Origin of the sequence: Paenibacillus bouchesdurhonensis (assembly GCF_900155685.1) — a bacterium.
Classification (GTDB): Bacteria; Bacillota; Bacilli; order Paenibacillales; family Paenibacillaceae; genus Fontibacillus; species Fontibacillus bouchesdurhonensis.
On sequence record NZ_LT732548.1, the window covers coordinates 2,985,327 to 3,004,296 of the forward strand.

The 18,970-nt window shown below is 48.8% G+C and carries 14 protein-coding genes; 13 read left to right on the top strand and 1 reads right to left on the bottom strand.

Annotated elements, in window-relative coordinates; translation table 11 throughout:
* The first annotated feature begins 5 nt into the window (after positions 1-5).
* The 8 genes from fabD (at position 6) to CZ379_RS17520 (ending at position 11,809) form a co-directional block, all read left to right on the top strand.
* A complete protein-coding gene (gene fabD, locus CZ379_RS17485; RefSeq protein WP_110932797.1) occupies positions 6-2,315 on the top strand; it encodes an ACP S-malonyltransferase in 2,310 nt (769 codons plus the stop codon).
* Between the two features lie 659 nt (positions 2,316-2,974).
* The gene (gene rhaB, locus CZ379_RS17490; RefSeq protein ID WP_110932798.1) at positions 2,975-4,450 is read left to right on the top strand and encodes a rhamnulokinase; all 1,476 of its coding nucleotides are present in this window, start codon (positions 2,975-2,977) and stop codon (positions 4,448-4,450) included.
* Positions 4,451-4,474: 24 nt separating this feature from the next.
* Positions 4,475-6,544, top strand: a complete 2,070-nt coding sequence (locus CZ379_RS17495) for a bifunctional aldolase/short-chain dehydrogenase (protein WP_110932799.1) — start codon at positions 4,475-4,477, stop codon at positions 6,542-6,544.
* Positions 6,545-6,622: 78 nt separating this feature from the next.
* Entirely contained in the window at positions 6,623-7,843 is a 1,221-nt protein-coding gene (rhaI, locus tag CZ379_RS17500) for an L-rhamnose isomerase (RefSeq protein ID WP_110932800.1), read from the top strand.
* Between the two features lie 87 nt (positions 7,844-7,930).
* Positions 7,931-8,695: a DeoR/GlpR family DNA-binding transcription regulator gene (locus tag CZ379_RS17505; protein ID WP_110934430.1), complete on the top strand. Its 765-nt coding sequence runs from the start codon at positions 7,931-7,933 to the stop codon at positions 8,693-8,695.
* Positions 8,696-8,740: 45 nt separating this feature from the next.
* Complete coding sequence (locus CZ379_RS17510) at positions 8,741-9,469, top strand: (Fe-S)-binding protein (protein WP_110932801.1); 729 nt, start codon at positions 8,741-8,743, stop codon at positions 9,467-9,469.
* Positions 9,466-11,079 carry a LutB/LldF family L-lactate oxidation iron-sulfur protein gene (locus tag CZ379_RS17515; protein WP_110932802.1) on the top strand — a complete coding sequence of 538 codons (1,614 nt, stop codon included), beginning with the start codon at positions 9,466-9,468 and terminating at the stop codon, positions 11,077-11,079. The genes CZ379_RS17510 and CZ379_RS17515 overlap by 4 nt, the downstream gene beginning before the upstream one ends.
* A 67-nt stretch (positions 11,080-11,146) precedes the next feature.
* A complete protein-coding gene (locus CZ379_RS17520; protein WP_234404945.1) occupies positions 11,147-11,809 on the top strand; it encodes a LutC/YkgG family protein in 663 nt (220 codons plus the stop codon).
* A gap of 283 nt (positions 11,810-12,092) precedes the next feature.
* Here CZ379_RS17520 and CZ379_RS17525 read toward each other — a convergent pair whose 3' ends face one another.
* The gene (locus CZ379_RS17525; protein WP_110932804.1) at positions 12,093-12,446 is read right to left on the bottom strand and encodes a cupin domain-containing protein; all 354 of its coding nucleotides are present in this window, start codon (positions 12,444-12,446) and stop codon (positions 12,093-12,095) included.
* A 72-nt stretch (positions 12,447-12,518) separates the two neighbouring features.
* On the opposite strand from CZ379_RS17525, the gene CZ379_RS17530 reads away from it, so the two are divergent.
* From CZ379_RS17530 to CZ379_RS17550, 5 genes are all read left to right on the top strand, one after another.
* Positions 12,519-13,622: a metallophosphoesterase gene (locus CZ379_RS17530; protein WP_110932805.1), complete on the top strand. Its 1,104-nt coding sequence runs from the start codon at positions 12,519-12,521 to the stop codon at positions 13,620-13,622.
* Positions 13,623-13,970: 348 nt separating this feature from the next.
* Positions 13,971-14,453, top strand: coding sequence for an RrF2 family transcriptional regulator (locus tag CZ379_RS17535; RefSeq protein WP_110932806.1), 483 nt, complete (start codon positions 13,971-13,973; stop codon positions 14,451-14,453).
* A gap of 38 nt (positions 14,454-14,491) precedes the next feature.
* The gene (locus tag CZ379_RS17540; RefSeq protein WP_110932807.1) at positions 14,492-15,511 is read left to right on the top strand and encodes an LLM class flavin-dependent oxidoreductase; all 1,020 of its coding nucleotides are present in this window, start codon (positions 14,492-14,494) and stop codon (positions 15,509-15,511) included.
* A gap of 342 nt (positions 15,512-15,853) precedes the next feature.
* Positions 15,854-16,876: an ABC transporter substrate-binding protein gene (locus tag CZ379_RS17545; protein ID WP_110932808.1), complete on the top strand. Its 1,023-nt coding sequence runs from the start codon at positions 15,854-15,856 to the stop codon at positions 16,874-16,876.
* Between the two features lie 8 nt (positions 16,877-16,884).
* Positions 16,885-18,942: an iron ABC transporter permease gene (locus CZ379_RS17550; RefSeq protein WP_110934431.1), complete on the top strand. Its 2,058-nt coding sequence runs from the start codon at positions 16,885-16,887 to the stop codon at positions 18,940-18,942.
* The last annotated feature ends 28 nt before the right edge of the window (positions 18,943-18,970 follow it).

Genomic DNA, 18,970 nt, shown 5'->3' on the forward strand with positions numbered 1-18,970 from the left:
CTACTGTGAGAGCGTATGTTTTTCCCGGACAAGGTTCACAGGTAAAAGGAATGGGCCGTGGCTTATTTCAACGCTATCGGGAGTTGACCGCTCGGGCCGATGAAATACTAGGCTATTCATTAGAAAAGCTATGTATAGAGGATCAAGGAGGTCGCCTTAACCAAACTCAATATACACAGCCTGCATTGTATGCAGTGAGTGTTCTAAGCTACTTGCAGCAAATTGAGCAGGCTGGTAAGGAACCAGATGCGGTAGCAGGACATAGCCTTGGGGAGTATGCAGCATTGTATGCTTCCGGGGCCTTTGACTTTGAAACCGGACTGAAACTCGTCATGTACCGAGGAAATCTAATGTCAAAGATTAATGGCGGCGGTATGGCGGCCATTATCGGTCTGACAAGTGAGCAGGTGCAGCAGGTTCTTGACGACCGCTATCTATCCGCTATTGATATTGCCAACTACAATGCCCCTCGGCAAATTGTCATCTCAGGGCCTAAGGAGGCGATTGAACAGGCGCGGATTTATTTTGAAGCGGCTGGCGCTTCAATGTACGTTATCATACAGGTGAGTGGCGCCTTTCACTCCAGGTACATGGAGCAGTGCCAAGTACAATTTTCTCGATATTTAGAAGAATTCAACTTTAATCGCTTAAGAATACCCGTAATTGCCAATTTAACCGGGCTGCCCTATGTCCAGAAAGACTTAAAGTCAAACCTAGTTGGACAGTTGACCGCTCCGGTTCAATGGACGGATTCGATTCGCTTTTTGCTTGCAAATGAGGCTCAATTGGAAGAAGTTGGCCCCGGGAATGTATTAACCCGTTTAATTCAGAACATTACAAGGGAAGCTGAACCCATGGATTTGACCGGGAAGATCGGGCTGTTGAGCGCTGTTGATTCATTCCCTGAACCAGTGTCATGCGTAAGTGCCGACCCGCCCGAATATAGGCAATATGTCCATCATGAGCCAAGACAATTTACTGCGACCATGCTTGGCTGCGAGCAGTTCAAGCAAGATTACAATGTCAAGTATGCCTATGTGACTGGAGCGATGTACAGAGGAATTGCTTCAAAAGAACTTGTCATTCGCATGGGAAAGGCAGGTATGCTTAGTTTCTTTGGTGCTGGTGGCCTTTCTATTCAAACCGTAGAATCCGAGATTCAGTGTATTCAGCGGGAATTGGATACAGAGCAGCCTTACGGGATGAATATGCTCCATCATCCGCATCATCCTGAGAAGGAAGAAGAACTAGTGGAACTGTATCTTAAATATGGGATACGCAATATTGAAGCGGCGGCATTTATGGGGGTCACTCCGTCACTAATCAAGTACCGAGCACGTGGTTTAAAGCGGCGGGAGGATGGAAGCATAGAAATTTCCAACCGTATAATGGCTAAGCTATCACGACCTGAGGTTGCCGAGGCCTTTTTGAAGCCCGCCGACGAGAAGCTCGTACATCGGCTAGTGGAGGAAGGGCAAATAACTCCCAACCAAGCGGATTTATTGCGCTATATTCCAATGGCTGATGATATTTGCGTAGAATGCGATTCCGGCGGTCATACGGATATGGGCGTAGCTTACGTGTTGTTTCCAGCTCTAAGAAATCTAAAAGAAGAAATGCAAAAGAAATACAACTATTCTAAAAAAATTAGAGTAGGGACTGCGGGAGGAATCGGTACCCCCGAGGCGGCGGCAGCTGCTTTTATGATGGGGGCTGATTTTATCCTCACAGGCTCCATTAACCAATGCACGGTTGAAGCGGGAACAAGCGATTTGGTGAAGCAGATGTTAAACGGAATGAATGTACAGGATACCGACTATGCTCCGGCGGGGGATATGTTTGAATTGGGCGCTAAGGTACAGGTTCTGAAGAAAGGGGTGTTTTTCCCCGTACGGGCCAACAAACTGCATGATATTTATAAGTTTATTGCTTCTGTGGATGTTTTGGACGATCATTTAAGGAAACAACTTGAAGAGAAGTATTTCAAACGAAGTCTAGATCAAGTTTATGAGGATGTAAAGAAACATTCCCCTCTTGCTGAGATCGAGAAGGCTGAGCGCAATCCTAAACATAAAATGGTTCTCATGTTCAAATCATACTTTGCAAGCAGTACGAAGGCAGCTTTGTCAGGCGCTGAAACAGAAAAGGTCAATTACCAAATTCATTGTGGCCCCGCGCTTGGTGCGTTTAATCAATGGATGAAGGGAACACCCTGGGAGCATTGGGAAAATCGGCATGTCGATGAAATAGGCGAACTGATTATGGAGGAAACTACGCAGTTATTGAGAGAGAGGCTATCTGAATGGTTCTTGTAATTTCGCTAGCAAACAGCAACAGCTACCTGACAAAATGTATTTAAAAAAAGTTCTCCAGTGCTATTGTTGTTAAGTAGAAATAGTAAAAATAGAAATTAAAATTAATATTAATCTAATTAATCATTAATTTGATTAATATTAATTAGCTCTAGTGTAATAGTAATCAGCGATATCAACAAAGATTAAGAACGGGCCAAAAATTCAAAATAGAAGAAGTAATGTACAAAGCGCTTTCCCTCTTTGGGTTAGCGCTTTTTTTTTCTTAAAAAGTCAATGGTTATCCTTTAACTCGTTTACAAGGGTTCGTTTCCGAGCTCTAAAGTTTTGTCTTCATAAACTTGCAGGGTCGCCCTTCACTAACTACGGCTACTGGAGAATAATTGGTTTTATCGTAGGGATCCCAAGGAGCGCTAAGAAAGATTCCACTGGAGAGGATCGGTATAAACAGTATGACGAGAAGATTCGTGAGGAGCATCGTTTTTTGCTGGTACTTTGGATATAGCTGGCAGGGTCGTCGTAAACGAAAAACAAAACGGATGCAATAACAAATAAATATAAACGGACACAAAACAATAAAATTATATGTATTTTTGTTGACTTTTATGGTAATTTAGCTTTAGGATGTGATAAACCTCACTTTTTTAAGGAGCTTGGTTTGAATGAACAACTATATTGCCGTTGATATCGGCGCGTCGAGTGGACGGCTTGTGAAGGGAACGCTGCACAAGGACAGTGAGCAAATCCAATTGCAAGAAATTCATCGCTTCAGCAATTCCTTTACCGAGAAAAAGGAGCACCATTACTGGGACGTAGATTATTTGTTCATGGAAATCGTAAAAGGTTTGCAGAAGGCTAAAAAGGAGGGGGTGGATGCCTGTACGCTGGGTATTGATACATGGGCAGTCGATTATGTACTGCTTGACGAGAATGAAAAGCGCATTCACGAAGTGTACGCTTACCGGGATGGCAGGACAAAGGGGGCACCTGATGAGCTGCATCAAAAGATCAGCAGATCAGAGGTTTATAGCAAGACCGGGATTCAAGAGCAGCCTTTCAATACGCTTTATCAGCTATATGTGCATGACAGCAATCAGCTCTCACAGGCAGACAAAATCGTGTTGGTGCCGGATTATCTTTACTATCGGTTGAGCGGTAAACTCATGAATGAAGTAACAAATGCATCTACGATGCAGCTCTTAAATCTGGATGCTAGAGAGTTTGATGAGGAGCTGCTAGAACTGCTAGATTTGCGCCGGGGTCAGTTTGCCGAATTAACCGAGCCCGGCGTGAAGCTTGGCAGGATTTTGCCTGAGCTGCAGCGTAAGTATGGTCTGCCTGACTGCGAGCTTATCGTTATTCCGACACATGACACGGCTTCGGCGGTCGCGGGGGTTCCAGTACAGACGAGCAGCCCCTGGGCGTATATCAGCAGCGGGACATGGTCTTTACTCGGAGTAGAGCGGCTATCTCCACTGAACACGTCCGAGGCTATGGATGCGAATTACACCAACGAATGGGGCGCATACGGCACATATCGTTTTCTTAAGAACATTATGGGGCTCTGGATGATCCAGGAGGTGCGCAGAGAAACGCAGGAGGACATCAGCTTTGCCGAGCTTGTAGAACTAGCCTTACGGGAAGAGTCTTTTCGGTATTTGGTTCACTGCAATGATAACCGATTCTTAAACCCTTCAAGCATGAGCCGGGAGATTCAAAATTACTGCCTGGAGACAGGGCAGCCGTCCCCGGATTCGGCTGGCAAGCTGGCCCGCTGCATCTTCGACAGTTTAGCGCTGACGTATAAGGACAGCATCCTGGAGCTGCAAAAATTGACGGATCAGTCCATCGAAACGCTGCATATCGTCGGCGGGGGCGCTAATAATGAGCTTCTTTGCCAGCTTACTGCGGATGTTGCTCAGGTGGAGGTGCTAGCCGGGCCAACCGAAGCTACGGCCCTCGGAAATATCGTCGTCCAGATCATCGGCTCGGGGCAGCTGAACGGACTGGAAGAGGCTCGGCGATTTGTCGGCAATTCTTTTCACATAAAGAAGTACAAACCTCAGCTCATCCAAGGCATTGACGACATTGCTTCGCGCTGGGAACAAATCAAAGCAAAAGCAAACCAATCGATATAAAAATAACATTCGGAGGTAATTGTTATGGTACAAAATTTATGGGAATCATCCAAGGCATCCCATCTTCAAGGAGGTCTAGATCAGCTTGTATACCGCTCGAACCTAATCGGATCGGATCGCCGGGTTTGCAACTGGGGAGGCGGCAATACTTCCAGCAAAACCATCATTCAAGATTTTAGAGGCCGGGATATTGAGGTCATGTACGTCAAAGGAAGCGGTTCGGATCTGGCTACAATGAAGCAAGGAAATTTTACCGGCCTGCGCATGGAAGACATCCAGCCGCTGTTCGAGCGTGAGGAAATGTCCGACGAGGATATGGTTGCCTATTTAGCAAATTGCATGGTGGATGCGAAGCATCCGCGAGCTTCCATAGAGACGCTGCTGCATGCGTTCTTGCCGTTTAATCACGTTGACCATACGCATCCGGATGCCATTATCAGTTTGTGCTGCGCGGACAACGGGAAAGAAATCGCTAAGGAAATTTTCGGGGATCGCTTCGTTTGGGTGCCTTATATCAGACCTGGATTCACCTTATCCAAAATGATTGCCCAAGGCGTACTCGATAATCCGCAAGTGGAGCTGGTGCTCATGGAGAAGCATGGGCTGGTTACTTGGGGAAATACATCCGAAGCCTGCTACGCCAAGACGATCGAAATCATTAATGAAGCCGAACACTATATTGAGGCTCACGTAAATGAGACAGCCTTGTTCGGCGGCATGCTCCATCAGCCGCTCCCTAGCGAAGAACGGAAGAGCATCGTCGCGAAATTAATGCCTTCGATTCGGGGGGCGGTGAGCGACGGCAAGAAAATGATTCTCACCTTTGACGATGAGGAGGATGTGTTAACCTTCGTTGGGGGCAAGAATTCGGCTCAGCTCTCCCAGGTTGGGGCAGCCTGCCCGGATCACCTTGTACACACGAAGGTTGTTCCACTCTTCATCGATTGGACGCCGGATGCCAGTGACATCGAAGGACTCCGCGGGAAATTAATCGAAGGGATTGCCGACTACAAGCAGCAGTACAAAGCTTATTTTGATCGCAACAAAAATGAAGGCGACGTCATGTTCGAAGCCGCACCACGCGTCATTCTCATTCCTGGCATCGGCATGATCAACACGGGGAAAAGCTGGAGCAATTCCAAGGTGAGTGCGGCTCTCTATCATCGGGCTATTGCGGTTATGCGCGGGGCAACGGCGCTCGGTCAATTCGTCTCGCTCAGCGAGAACGAATCGTACAACGTGGAATACTGGCCGCTGGAGCTGTATAAGCTTTCCCTGGCTCCTGCAGAAGCTGAATTTTCGCGCAAAGTCGCTTTTATTACGGGTGGGGCAGGCGGAATCGGCAGTGCGACGGCACGTCGTCTCGTGAGCGAAGGAGCACATGTGGTGCTGGCGGATTTGAATCTGGAGGGAGCGCAGCAGGTTGCCGCTGAAATTAATAAGAAGTACGGAGAACATATCGCTTTGGCTGTTAAAATGGATGTGACGAACGAGGATATGGTTCGCGCCGCATACGAGCAAGCCGCCTTACATTATGGAGGCGTAGACGTTATCGTTAACAATGCGGGGCTGGCGACGTCTAGTCCCTTTGAGGAGACCTCGCTCCAGGAATGGAATCTGAACATGAATGTGCTTGGGACGGGATACTTCCTTGTGGCTAGAGAAGCCTTTAAGCTGATGAAGGAGCAGGCGCTTGGCGGCAGCATGGTGTTTGTAGGCTCGAAAAACTCTGTATACGCAGGAAAAAACGCGGCGGCCTACAGCTCGGTGAAGGCGCTGGAAGCGCATTTGGCTCGCTGCATTGCGGCTGAAGGAGGGGAGTTGGGAATCCGCGTGAATACGATTTTACCGGATGCGATCCTTCAAGGCTCGGCGATCTGGAATTCAAACTGGCGTAATGAACGCGCGGCGGCTTACGGGATTGAGCCCGATCAGCTGGAGGAGCACTATCGTAAGCGTACGACGCTGCTTGTTAATATATATCCGCACGACGTAGCGGAGGGAATAGCCTTCTTCGCTTCCTCCAAAGCGGAGAAGACAACCGGCTGCATGCTGACGATCGACGGCGGCGTTCCTGCTGCGTTTACCCGCTAATCATTAAAAAAGGAATTTGCAAGTAAATAGCATTGCAAGTAAATAGCATGCGAATTGCATAAAGAGGAGGGCTTGTCTATGTCAGATAAAGCGTATATGTTATTTGAAGAGCAGCAGAAGCAGCGAGGAATTGATTTGGAGCATGTGAAGGCAAAACTGACGCAGCTCAAGATCGAGACACCATCATGGGGCTACGGGGATTCGGGAACGCGCTTTAAAGTATTCCAAAAGGTTGGCGTTCCGCGGAACCCCTTTGAGAAGTTCGAAGATGCCGCGGTGGTTCATCGTTTGACCGGACTATGTCCCTCCGTGGCGATTCATATCCCTTGGGATCATGTCGATGATTACGGGAAGCTGAGATCGCATGCCGAAAGCCTTGGCCTATCCATCGGAGCGGTCAATCCGAATTTATTCCAGGATGATGATTATATGCTGGGCAGCGTGACGAACAGTGATCCGTCCATTCGCCGTAAGGCGACGAATCATCTGCTCGAATGCGTAGATATTGCTAAAGAGACGGGCTCGCGCGATTTAAGCCTTTGGTTTGCGGACGGCACGAACTACCCGGGCCAAGGCGATATTCGCAAACGCAAGCATTGGATGCTGGAGGCCTTGACTGAGATGTATCGGGCAATGACGCCGGAGATGCGTATGCTGATTGAATATAAAGCGTTTGAGCCGGCGTTTTATCATACGGATATTGCCGATTGGGGCATGGCCTACAATTATGCGCAGAAGCTCGGCCCGCAAGCCGAGGTGCTCGTTGATACGGGTCATCATCTGCCCGGAGCCAATATCGAGCATATCGTCGCATATCTGATCGACGAGAAGCGGCTCGGCGGTTTTCATTTTAATAGCTATAAATATGCGGATGACGATTTAATCGTGGGTTCGATGAATCCTTATGAATTATTTCTCATTTTCTATCAAATCGTGCTTGCTGCAAACGACGCCGACGAATCGATCCGCGGCACAGTGGAGAAGATCGCCTTCATGATCGACCAATCCCATAACATCGAGCAGAAAATCCCGGCCATGATTCGCTCTGTGCTGAATGTACAGACCCAATATGCCAAAGCACTGCTGATCAATCACGAAGAGGTTGCGCAAGCCGCGGAGCGCGGGGATGTACTGGGTGCAGAAGATGCGGTGCGGCGAGCGTTCGAGTTCGATATTACCCCGCTGCTGCAAGCCGTGCGCGAGGAGGAAGGGCTGCCGATTGATCCGATGAAGGCTTATCAAGCTTCCAGTTATGGAACTGAGATTTTAGCCCGGGGGAAAGGCGGGGCAAGCTGGTAATAAGTTGTCTTCTAATAGAAAGTTCTAGAATCATGCGACTAATAGAGATAGTCGATAAAGAGACGAAGAGATGGAGTGAAGCAGGAAATGCTGGTAGCAGAACGCTATGAATTTATCGTACAGATGATCAATGAAAAGGGAAGCATGCGCGTGTCCGAGCTTAGCGAGTTATGCCGCGTGACTGAGGAGACGATCCGCCGCGATCTCGATCGCTTGGAGCAAGCGGGCCGAATTCGCCGCTCTCATGGCGGGGCTGTGACCATCAAGCCCAAGGGAGATGCGCCAGAAATTCCGTATGCGGAGCGTGAAATTATGCATCCCGAGCAGAAAATGCGGATTGCGGCTGAAGCTGTCAAGCGGATTCAGCCGCAAGAGCGCATCCTGCTGGATGCGAGTACAACGGCCTGGTATATGGCGTCCAAGCTTCCCGACATTCCGCTTACCGTGCTGACCAATTCAATACGCGTCGCTACAGAGCTTAGCAATAAGGAGAAAATTGAAGTGATCTCCACAGGCGGTCTGCTGGCGAGTCGATCCTTATCGTTCGTGGGCCCGCTCGCTGAGCGCTCGCTTGAATCCTACTTTGTAGATAAAATGTTCCTTTCCTGCAAAGGGGTTCATCTTGAGCGTGGGGTCAGTGAGTCCAATGAACTGCAAGCACGCATTAAGCAAAAGATGGTGGCGATCGCAGATCAAGTGATTCTGCTAGCCGATGCCAGCAAATTCGGACAACAGAGCTTCACCCATGTCATGAGCCTCGAACAGGTGAGTGCGATCATTACGGATGATGGCATTGCGGAAGAGACGCTGGCTGCCTTATCTGACCGATCCATTTCCGTAACGGTTGTTTGATAGCTGTTATTGATATTCAGTCCGCTCCAGGAAGAGAGGTTTGCCATGAAAGTATCCTTATTTATTACTTGCTTGAGCGATGTCATATATCCGCAGGTCGGTGAAGCGATCGTTCGCATACTTGCGCGGTACGGGGTACAGGTTGATTTTCCCAAAACGCAAACATGCTGCGGCCAGCCTTCCTATAATAGCGGCTATTGGGAGGAAACGCGAACTGCCGCCCGGACATTGCTGCTGGCTTTTGAAGACAGCGATTTCGTTGTATCTCCGTCGGGCTCCTGCACCTACATGATTCATCATTACAGCGAGCTGTTTAAAGATGAACCGGAATGGCTGGGCAAAGCGCAGCGTCTGCAGGAGAAGACATACGAGTTTACGCAGTTCCTTGTTCAAGTACTGGGGATCACCGATGTCGGCGCCAGTTTCCCGCATAAGGTCACTTATCATCCTTCGTGCCACGGCAGCAGGCTGCTCGGGGTAAAGGAAGAACCCATGCAGCTCCTCAGCAATGTGAAGGATTTGCAGTTCGTGCCGCTTCCATTTGCCGAGGATTGCTGTGGGTTCGGGGGCATGTTCGCGATCAAGATGTCGGACATCTCCGGCGCTATGGTCACCGAGAAGGTCGATCACGTGAAGGAGAGCGAGGCAGAGGTGCTAGTCGGGCTGGATATGGCGTGTCTGATGAACATTGCTGGGAACTTACGTTATCGCAATGAGCCGGTTCGGGTAATGCATTTGGCCGAGCTACTCTATGAAGGGATGCGGGTGACATGAGTGCGATGAATCCGATGGCTGTCGATGTGAAAGCGAGAGCTGAATTGGCCTTGAACGATGACTTTCTGCGCAAGGCGGTGCGTTTTACGACGGAGCGGCTAAGAAACGGCAAGCTGAATGCCGCCGAAGAGCTGAACAACTGGGAGGCGTGGCGCGAGAGAGGCCGTGAAATCCGCCTGCATACGATAGCCCACTTGGACTATTATTTGAATTTATTCGTAGAAAACGCCCGGTCGAACGGGGTGCATATCCACTTTGCGGACAACGCTGCCGAGGCCGTGGATATTTCCTTGAGGATCGCAAAGCGCAAGCAGGCGAACACCGTCGTGAAATCAAAATCAATGGTCACGGAGGAGCTCCACTTAAACGAGGCGTTAGCGGGGGAAGGCATCGAAGCCATCGAGACGGATCTGGGCGAATATATTATTCAGCTGGCGGGAGAAGGACCTTCCCATATCGTTATTCCGGCCATTCATAAGAACCGATATCAGATTGCTGAGCTGCTATCCAAAGAAGCCGGTGAGCCTTTGGCAGCCGACACGACGGTGCTTGCGGGATTCGTGCGCAAGAAGCTTCGCGAAAAGTTTTTGGAAGCCGATATCGGCATTACCGGATGCAACTTTGCGATTGCCGAGACGGGCTCCATGGTGCTCTTCGAGAATGAAGGCAATGCGCGCATGGTGTCTACGGTGCCAAAGACGCAAATTACGTTTATGGGCATGGAACGGATTATCCCTTCCTTCGCGGATTTGGAAGTGATGGCTACCTTGCTGCCTCGCTCGGCTACCGGACAGAAGCTGACGATGTATATGTCAGGCATAACGGGGCCGCGCAAGCCGCAGGATGCGGATGGCCCCGATGAAATGCATATTATTATCGTCGATAACGGGCGTTCCTTGCAGCTTGGCGATCCTGAATTTCAGGAGCTGCTCAACTGTATTCGCTGTGGCGCTTGCCTTAATGCCTGCCCCGTATATCGGCATATTGGCGGCCATGCTTACGGCGGCACGTACAGCGGTCCGATTGGCGCTGTTCTGACTCCCGCCCTCAATGGCAACGTCAACGAGTGGAACGACATTGCTAGTGCATCAAGCTTATGCGGGGCTTGCTATGAAGCCTGTCCCGTCAAAATCCCCTTGCATGACATGCTTGTCTCCTTACGGCGTCGTAAGGTTGAGCAGGGACAGGGGAATAAGCTGGAAGCCACCGGGATGAAGGGCTTTGCCGCGATCGTCGGCAATTCCAAACGGTTTGCAGCAGCAGTTAGAGTGGCGCAACTCGGGCAAAAAGCTGTCGTCCGTGACGGCGGCATACCATTGAAGCTTGGGCCGCTCAAGGGGTGGAACAGCTACCGTATCGCCCCATCCATTGCCAAACAAACCTTTCGGCAGCGTTGGGATGAGATGGAGCTGAAAGAATTCAGTGGATTAGGATCAAGCGGTTTCTTTGATGCGGGGACAGCGGTGGAAACGAATTCGAACGGGCGGAACGGACGGAAATCCAAAGTAACGGAGGACAATAGCTCATTAAGCGTATTGGATCCAGTGATCCGGGCGCGGATGGAGAAGATCATCCAGCAGCGTCACATGGGAGGGGATCAGACTGAATAGTTTCGAGGAGCAGGATGTTTGGCTGTACAGGATGGAAACGGAGTCGAGGACGAAGCAGGAGAAGTTCATGAACCGGATTGCATCCCGCTTGAAGCGTTCGCGGATATTTGAGCCTCCAGAGCAGCCATTCCGAGGGGCTCCGGATTTCTGGCAAAGCTATCAGTGGAATGACGAAGAACGCATCGAACGATTTACGCAAAACTTTGTCAGCGTTGGCGGCCATGTTGCTCATCTGGCTACGATGGAGGAGGTTAGTGCTTTTATCGTAGACAAAGCTCGCGAGCTTCAGGCGAAATACCTCGTCAGACAAAACGAGTCTGATTTAGAGCAGCTTCATCTGGAAACGAAGCTCATGGACGCGAAGGTTGCCGTATGGAATTCAGACGAATCAGGGGCAGCTTACTGGAAGGAGCGCTCGGCGGAAGCTGACATCGGAATCGTCATGGCTGATTATGCTGTCGCCTATACGGGGTCCGTTGTCGTCTTGTCGTCCCCGCACAAAGGACGTTCAGTAAGCTTGCTCCCAACGGTTCTGATGATTGTCGTTCCGGTGGAACGGCTGAAGACGAGGCTGGGAGAGGTCTTACTGCAATTCGACGAGCTTGGTTCCGGCCGATTGCCAGCAGGCATTCATTTCATATCAGGTCCCAGCCGCTCCTCGGATATTGAGAACGATCTAACGATCGGGGTGCATGGCCCGGGAATCGTGTATGCGCTGCTTGTCGGTTGAACGGTGCATGAATCTGGAGAGAAATAAACTGAATATCAGTCTATCAATCGCTAATTTCTGAAACAGAATAGAACAACGTTGACAGAAAATACGACCGCTTTTGTGAGCGGTTTTTTTCTATGCAATTTATCCAGCCCTTGGAAGATAGAAGCAAGCCCCCAAATTTACCCAAGTTAAATTATGGGTAATGTATGTTGAACGATGGAGTTTCCGTTCTATATACCTATTGGAAGCTTGCAGATTCACCCTCGTCTTTAGTTAACTGAATTAATATTTAATCCAATTAACTGTTTATATCGGCTTCGTATATGAGAATACGGAGCGGCTCCGTCCCTGTATTCTCCAGTCCATGGCTCCAATTCCGCTTATTGAGGATCGCGTCGCCAGCCTTCACGGTGCACACCTCGCCATTCACGGTCATTTTGCCGCTGCCCTCTAGGATAATATACAGCTCCTCATTATCCCCATGCTCATGATATCCAATCGAGGTGCCAGGGGGCATGACCGTATAATTAAGAAATCTCAAAGAAGATTCAAAGTCGCTTTCATGATACAGTTTTACGCTGTGCACTTCGCCTTGTCCCGCATGACTGCTCGCTACCTTGTAATCCGCCTCCAAAAAGTTTCTAATCATCATAATAACTCCTCCTTTATTATTCATTTCTCGTCTTATACGCTATAATATCCATAGAAATGAAGGGAGATCAATATGTTTGTCATAATAGGTATTATCGCACTTCTTGTTTACGGCTTGCTGGTATTTTACGTTAGCCGCAGCTGTTGGAGCTGGATGCGGGGAAAAACGCCCGTCTGGTTCAAATATGTATACATAGCTCTCATCGTGGTTTTGTCCATTTCCTTTCTCTTAGGCAGAATAGGAGAGGGACTGGTGATGTTCCAAATCCTCGGTGCGTATTGGATGGCTGTATTTTGCTTACTGCTTCTCGTTCTGCCGATTGTCCATATCAGCTTGTGGCTGCTGCGGCTGACCAAGCTTTCGCGAACTGCGGCCCAAAAAGGGGCAGGGCTGCTCGTCTTGGTCACGCTATTAACGGCTATCGCTTACGGCACCTTTAATGCTTATAGTCCGGTTGTCCGGCAATATCGTGTGGAAATTGCGAAGCCCAATCCGTCTGCCCCGCAAATGAACATCGTTATGGCCGCGGACATGCATTTTGGGCAATTATCAGGGAGACAACATGCGATGCGACTTGTAGAGCAAATTAATTCGCTGAAGCCTGATATCGTATTATTTCCGGGCGATATCGTGGACGACGATCTTCGTCCTTATGAAGAGAAGGGGATCGATGATATTCTAAGCAGTATTTCGGCCCGATATGGTGTCTATGCCACCCTGGGCAACCATGATCGCTACAGCGGGCAAATGGATCACTTTATCGAGGTGATTGAGCAGGGGAACATGACCGTTCTTTATGATGAAGCCATTACGATTGACGATAGCTTCACGCTTATTGGTCGCAAGGATCGGATTGATCGGGAGCGAGCTCCCCTAAACGAGCTTGTTGCAGGGCTAGATGCTTCGAAGCCGCTTCTATTGCTGGATCATCAACCCTATGATTTGGATGTCGCCGAGCGGGAAGGGATCGACCTGATGCTGTCGGGACATACCCACCGCGGACAGATCGCGCCAGCCCATCTCATTACGGGAATGTTATTCGAGAATGATTGGGGATATTTGCAGAAGGGAAGCCTGCATTCTATCGTAACCTCCGGCTTTGGCTTCTGGGGTCCGCCAATCCGGATTGGCAGCCGATCTGAAATCGTCCAAATACAGGTAATCTTCTCGGAATAACAAATATAAAAGCTGCCGGGAATCTCGGCAAGAATATCCTATAGTAAGTTCATGAACTGTAACTTCGCTATCAGCAGCTTCGCCAATTGAGCTCCCTAGGGGTTTATAATGTGGAGCCTTGCCGACGGCGAGGTTTTTTTACTGTGAATGGGTAAAATATAGTAGGCAAAAGATGTGTGGGATTTAGATCGCTGGAAGCAAGGGATTAACAACATGTAAGGCTGATGCATGAACAACTAAGGTTTACTTACTATAAAAAATAAAGTATATTATTAAAAGTGTATATAAAGCGGACAATAATTATCCGCGTTGTATGTATAAGATTAACCAAAGGCGCGTGAAGTATAAATGCATATGAAAACAGGCGTTGAACAATCCGTGTATGCAATTTTTCTACTCAGCCTGCTGCCTGACAGGGCGGTGCTGCCAGGGGAAGCGATCAGTCAGCAATTGGGAGCTTCGGCCAGCTATTTTCAAAAGTTATTGAGGAAATTGGTCAGTGCTGATCTCATTACATCCGTACCCGGTGTTAAGGGCGGCTTCAAGCTGAAAAAGAAACTGGAGGATATCCGGATTTACGATGTGTATCTCGCAATAGAGGGACAACAGACGCTGTATTCCTCAAGCGGAACGTTGAACGATATGCTGGAATTGCAGGAGGAAGATCAATGCTGCTTATTGACCGATTTGATGCAGGAGGCTGAAACGGCCTGGAAGTTGGTTCTGAAGAAGGCCACCCTGGATGATTTAGCTATGGAAATGCAGGAGGAGCGCTTTAAGAATAGACTTGAATGTTTGCAAGCATGGGTACAGGAAAAAATGGTTATATAGCTAGGGAAGCATCACTACATGCGAAGGAAGGGATACTAATGAGCCATCATCATAAAAAAGTTAACGAAGTTTCATATTCTGTACTTGATCTTGTGCCGATCACTAGAGGAGGTTCTCCGACCCAGTCTTTCAAAAATAGCCTGGATTTGGCTCAGCATGCTGAGAAGTGGGGCTACCGGCGGTATTGGCTCGCGGAGCATCATAATATGCCGGGGATCGGCAGTTCGGCGACTTCGGTCGTTATTGGATATATCGCTGGCGGGACAAACACGATCAGGGTTGGTTCGGGAGGGATCATGCTGCCCAACCATTCGCCGCTCGTCATCGCGGAGCAATTTGGTACGCTTGAGGCTATGTACCCCGGCCGTATCGACCTTGGCTTAGGTCGTGCTCCGGGAAGCGATCAGAGTACGATGCTGGCTTTGCGGCGCGATCCGCGAGCGAATGGACATGATTTTCCGGATCAGCTGCAGCAGCTGCGAAACTATTTGGATGAGGATTCACGTCATAATCGCGTGAGAGCCATTCCCGGCGAAGGCCAAGATATTCCAATCTGGCTGCTCGGCTCCAGCGGCTTCAGTTCGGCCTTAGCAGCAAAGCTAGGATTGCCATTTGCGTTCGCCAGCCATTTCGCCCCAGAGCTTACAGTTCCGGCGTTAACGCAGTATAAATCCCAGTTCCAACCTTCCCATGTGCTGGATAAGCCCCTTGCAATGGCAGGGATCAATGTGTTCGCGGCTGACACGACGGAAGAGGCACAGTATCTCGCAACATCATTCCAACAACAGTTCCTTAGCTTGATCCGCAACCACCCTGGACAAATTCCGCCGCCAGTCGAAAGCATGGAGAACATTTGGACGGAGTACGAGAAGGCTTTGGTCATGAAGCAGCTCAAAGCGTCGATTATAGGCAATCCTGATGAGGTGAGGGAGCAGCTTCAAGCGTTCTTGGATAATACGGGAGCGGACGAGATCATTATTAATACGACGATGTATGATCATAAAGCACGTGTTCGTTCTTACGAGCTCGTTGCTGAAATTACTGGTATGAAAAGCTGAGGCGACAAATTGGTTACGTAACAATAATTATGTAAACTTAATGGGCTGTAGCAATGAATAATAGAAATCAATCCCTTTTTATGATTAAACAGAACTGAACGCATTTACTTAATGATATGAATTAATTAATGCGAGTAGGCAGGCTTCCAAAGGTCAGAACCTTGTGGAAGCCTGTTTTGCTGCCAAGAAAAAGGGCTGTTATACACGGTTTCAATAGAATAGACAATTTAAGTTTTGACTTACCAGGAATTCGCATATATAATAGCTAACAGACTTACAATGATAATCATTATCAGTTAGTTGAGGGTTAAGTTATTATTTGAATTCTAGGGGGACATAATGATGCACAGAAGATTATTGAACGTTTTAATGGTTATTGTTGTCATACTAGTTATGGCGGGCTGCGGAGCCAATCAAACAGGCAGTCCAGCAACGAATGGCAGCCCTGCCGGCAATGCAGCCGGCTCTAATACAAGCAGCGAATCGGCGGACGAGCCTATTGTAGTGAAAGACGCTAAAGGCGAATTTAAACTGGATAAGCCAGCACAAAAGATTGTCGTGTTGGAGTGGACATTCACCGAAGATATTATTGCACTTGGTATGCAGCCAGTGGGGAATGCCGATAACGAAAACTATAAACTCTACGTGACTTCCGAAGCGCCGCTCGATGAAAGCGTAACGGATGTAGGTTTACGCGCCGAGCCAAATTTGGAAACGATCGCTGCATTGCAACCGGATTTGATTATTGGAAATACAAGAAGTCACGAAGCGATTTATGAACAATTGCAAGGTATTGCACCGACACTGATTTTCGACTTGTATCCGCAAGAAGGTGAAGGCGATCAATACATGCTCATGGAGGAAACTTTTAAAACAATTGCAGCAGCCGTCGGAAAAACTGCGGAAGCAGATAAAGTTCTTGCGGACTTGGATGCACATTACGCGGATGCAAAAGAGAAGCTAGCTGCAGCAGGAAAAGATGGCTTCAATTACGTGTTGACACAAGCCTATAGCTACCAGAATGCAGCGACGCTGCGACTTTTTACAGATAATTCACTGGCTGTACAAACGCTGGAACGGATTGGAATGAAAAATGACTGGACGCCTGAGAAATTCGAGCATTTTGGATTCAGCTCATCGACAGTTGAGGCGTTGCCGGCAGTTCAGGATACGAATCTGATTTACATCGTTCAGGAAGATGATGATATTTTCTCGAATGAGCTCAAAGATAATTCCGTATGGAATGGCCTAACCTTTGTCAAGGAGAATCGTACCTTCGCATTGGACAGTACAACATGGGTGTTTGGCGGTCCTATCTCCTCCAAAGTGCTGGTGGATGAAGTTGTATCAACGCTAACGAAATGAGTGTTATGATGAAGCAAATCAACAGGAAGCAAGCGAAATTTAGAACGAGCTGGCAGTTAATTGCAATATTTGGGGGCGGCGTAGCCGTCCTCTTCGTTCTGTCTATACTTAGCCTTGGATTCGGGGAGGCTGAGATTCCAGCAGCCATTGTAATGGACGGTTTGCTGAACCGCCGAGATGTGATGGAACATAATTTACTGTGGGATATTCGTATGCCGCGCACGATTATTGGGCTTTTATCCGGTGCTGCACTTGCCGCGGCTGGCGCTCTGCTGCAAACGATTACGAGAAATCCGCTTGCTGCATCAGATACGCTAGGGATTAATGCCGGAGCTTACTTTATGGTGGTTCTCGGCATGGTTGCATTCCCTGCTGTACAACAACAATTCCCATTTCTGCTTGCTGCTGCAGGAGGACTGCTGGCAGCTCTCGCTGCTTATATGCTAAGCGGGGGCAAAGGCGCCACGCCTGTAAGGCTTGCACTGTCAGGCATGATCGTGTCAATGGTGCTTGGCGCATTTACATCGGCCCTACATATTTTTAATAGTACCAAAACGCAAAATTTATTCTTATGGGGCTCGGGTTCTTTGATTCAGTTAAATTGGGACGGTGTACAGTTTTCCTGGCCTTTTATTTTGGCTTTGCTAGCGGGAGCTATGTTCGCAGGTCGGCAATTCGATACGCTGGAGCTTGATGAATCCACCGCCCGTTCACTTGGGCAGCGGGTAGATCTAACACGGGCAATAGGTCTTGGGATGTCCGTATTGATGGCTGCAATCGTAGTAAGTGTGGTCGGACCTATCGGTTTTGTCGGTCTGGTCGCACCACACCTTGTCCGACTTAGCGGTATCCGTAAGCACAGCTTCCTTATCCCCGCAAGCGCACTGTGGGGAGCGATTCTGATTACTGCCGCAGATACGCTTGCACGAATGGTAAGGAGTAGTGTGGGGGAGATGCCGATCGGCGCCGTAATGGCAATCATTGGCGGCCCATGGCTTATTTGGCTGGTTCTCACCAAGGTGAGAAATATATCAGGATCTGGGAGCGGGCAGTCATCGATGAGTATAGGAGGCGCCGCACTGCGCATGCGTTTTGCTCCGACGGCGATAAGCATAGCATTAATTCTCCTTGCTACCATCGTAATAAGCTTATCCTTTGGTGGAACGAGAATACCGTTAAGCGAACTATTGGGCAGCGTTGCAGGCGCCAGCGATTCATCGTATTCCGTCCTGCTTAATTTACGGCTTCCGCGTACGCTAGTTGCTGCTTTAGGGGGGATTGCGCTCGCGATTAGCGGTGTTCTAATTCAAAGCGCTGTTCGAAACCCATTGGCTGATGCTTCTATCATCGGTGTAACCACAGGCGCTGGATTTGGTGCAATGATCGTGCTTGTAGCCTTGCCCACTCTGACGATAGTTGCTCTTCCATTTGCAGCTATGGCGGGTGGAATCATAGCCGCCGCCTTTGTGTTCTCTCTAGCCTGGCGTAAATCCTTAAATCCATCCGTGCTCATTTTGCTTGGGATTGCTGTATCGGCTATTGGGTCTGCGGGCATTCAGGTCATGATTATTAAAGCAAGTCTCTGGAATACAAGTGCCTATATTTGGTTGACGGGTTCGACCTATGGACGAAGCTGGCCTCAGTTTTACACCCTATTTATATTTTTGCTGATCCTTGTTCCGATAGCTTATTATTTGGCACGAAAGTTTGACTTATTGGCATTTGGCGATGAAAGTTCAATTGGGTTTGGTTTGCCGATTCGGGGAACCCGTCTGGCGGCAATGATTCTTGGCGTTTTACTTGCATCGGCAGCCGTTGCCAGCGTAGGGACGATTGGTTTTCTCGGTCTCATGGCACCACATGTTGTACGGATGATGATTGGGCATCATACGAGACGATCTATTATTCTATCTGGACTGCTTGGTGGTTTACTGCTAGTTCTAGCCGACACGATCGGAAGGACGATGATGGCTCCGAAAGAAATTCCGTCTGGTCTGATCATTATGCTGATTGGAGCACCTTATTTCTTGTTTTTGATGTATCGCTCGATGCAGAAGAGAGGGTAGCCTCCTATAAAATCGAAATTCAATCCAT

Excerpts from the sequence above, each read along its gene's own strand:
- CZ379_RS17545 (WP_110932808.1), top strand. The coding sequence starts at position 15,854 with ATGCACAGAAGATTATTGAACGTTTTAATGGTTATTGTTGTCATACTA.
- CZ379_RS17550 (WP_110934431.1), top strand. The coding sequence starts at position 16,885 with ATGAAGCAAATCAACAGGAAGCAAGCGAAATTTAGAACGAGCTGGCAG.
- CZ379_RS17510 (WP_110932801.1), top strand. The coding sequence starts at position 8,741 with ATGAAAGTATCCTTATTTATTACTTGCTTGAGCGATGTCATATATCCG.
- CZ379_RS17530 (WP_110932805.1), top strand. The coding sequence starts at position 12,519 with ATGTTTGTCATAATAGGTATTATCGCACTTCTTGTTTACGGCTTGCTG.
- CZ379_RS17520 (WP_234404945.1), top strand. The coding sequence starts at position 11,147 with ATGAACCGGATTGCATCCCGCTTGAAGCGTTCGCGGATATTTGAGCCT.
- CZ379_RS17540 (WP_110932807.1), top strand. The coding sequence starts at position 14,492 with ATGAGCCATCATCATAAAAAAGTTAACGAAGTTTCATATTCTGTACTT.
- CZ379_RS17505 (WP_110934430.1), top strand. The coding sequence starts at position 7,931 with ATGCTGGTAGCAGAACGCTATGAATTTATCGTACAGATGATCAATGAA.
- CZ379_RS17525 (WP_110932804.1), bottom strand. The coding sequence starts at position 12,446 with ATGATGATTAGAAACTTTTTGGAGGCGGATTACAAGGTAGCGAGCAGT.
- CZ379_RS17495 (WP_110932799.1), top strand. The coding sequence starts at position 4,475 with ATGGTACAAAATTTATGGGAATCATCCAAGGCATCCCATCTTCAAGGA.
- rhaI (WP_110932800.1), top strand. The coding sequence starts at position 6,623 with ATGTCAGATAAAGCGTATATGTTATTTGAAGAGCAGCAGAAGCAGCGA.
- rhaB (WP_110932798.1), top strand. The coding sequence starts at position 2,975 with ATGAACAACTATATTGCCGTTGATATCGGCGCGTCGAGTGGACGGCTT.
- CZ379_RS17515 (WP_110932802.1), top strand. The coding sequence starts at position 9,466 with ATGAGTGCGATGAATCCGATGGCTGTCGATGTGAAAGCGAGAGCTGAA.
- CZ379_RS17535 (WP_110932806.1), top strand. The coding sequence starts at position 13,971 with ATGCATATGAAAACAGGCGTTGAACAATCCGTGTATGCAATTTTTCTA.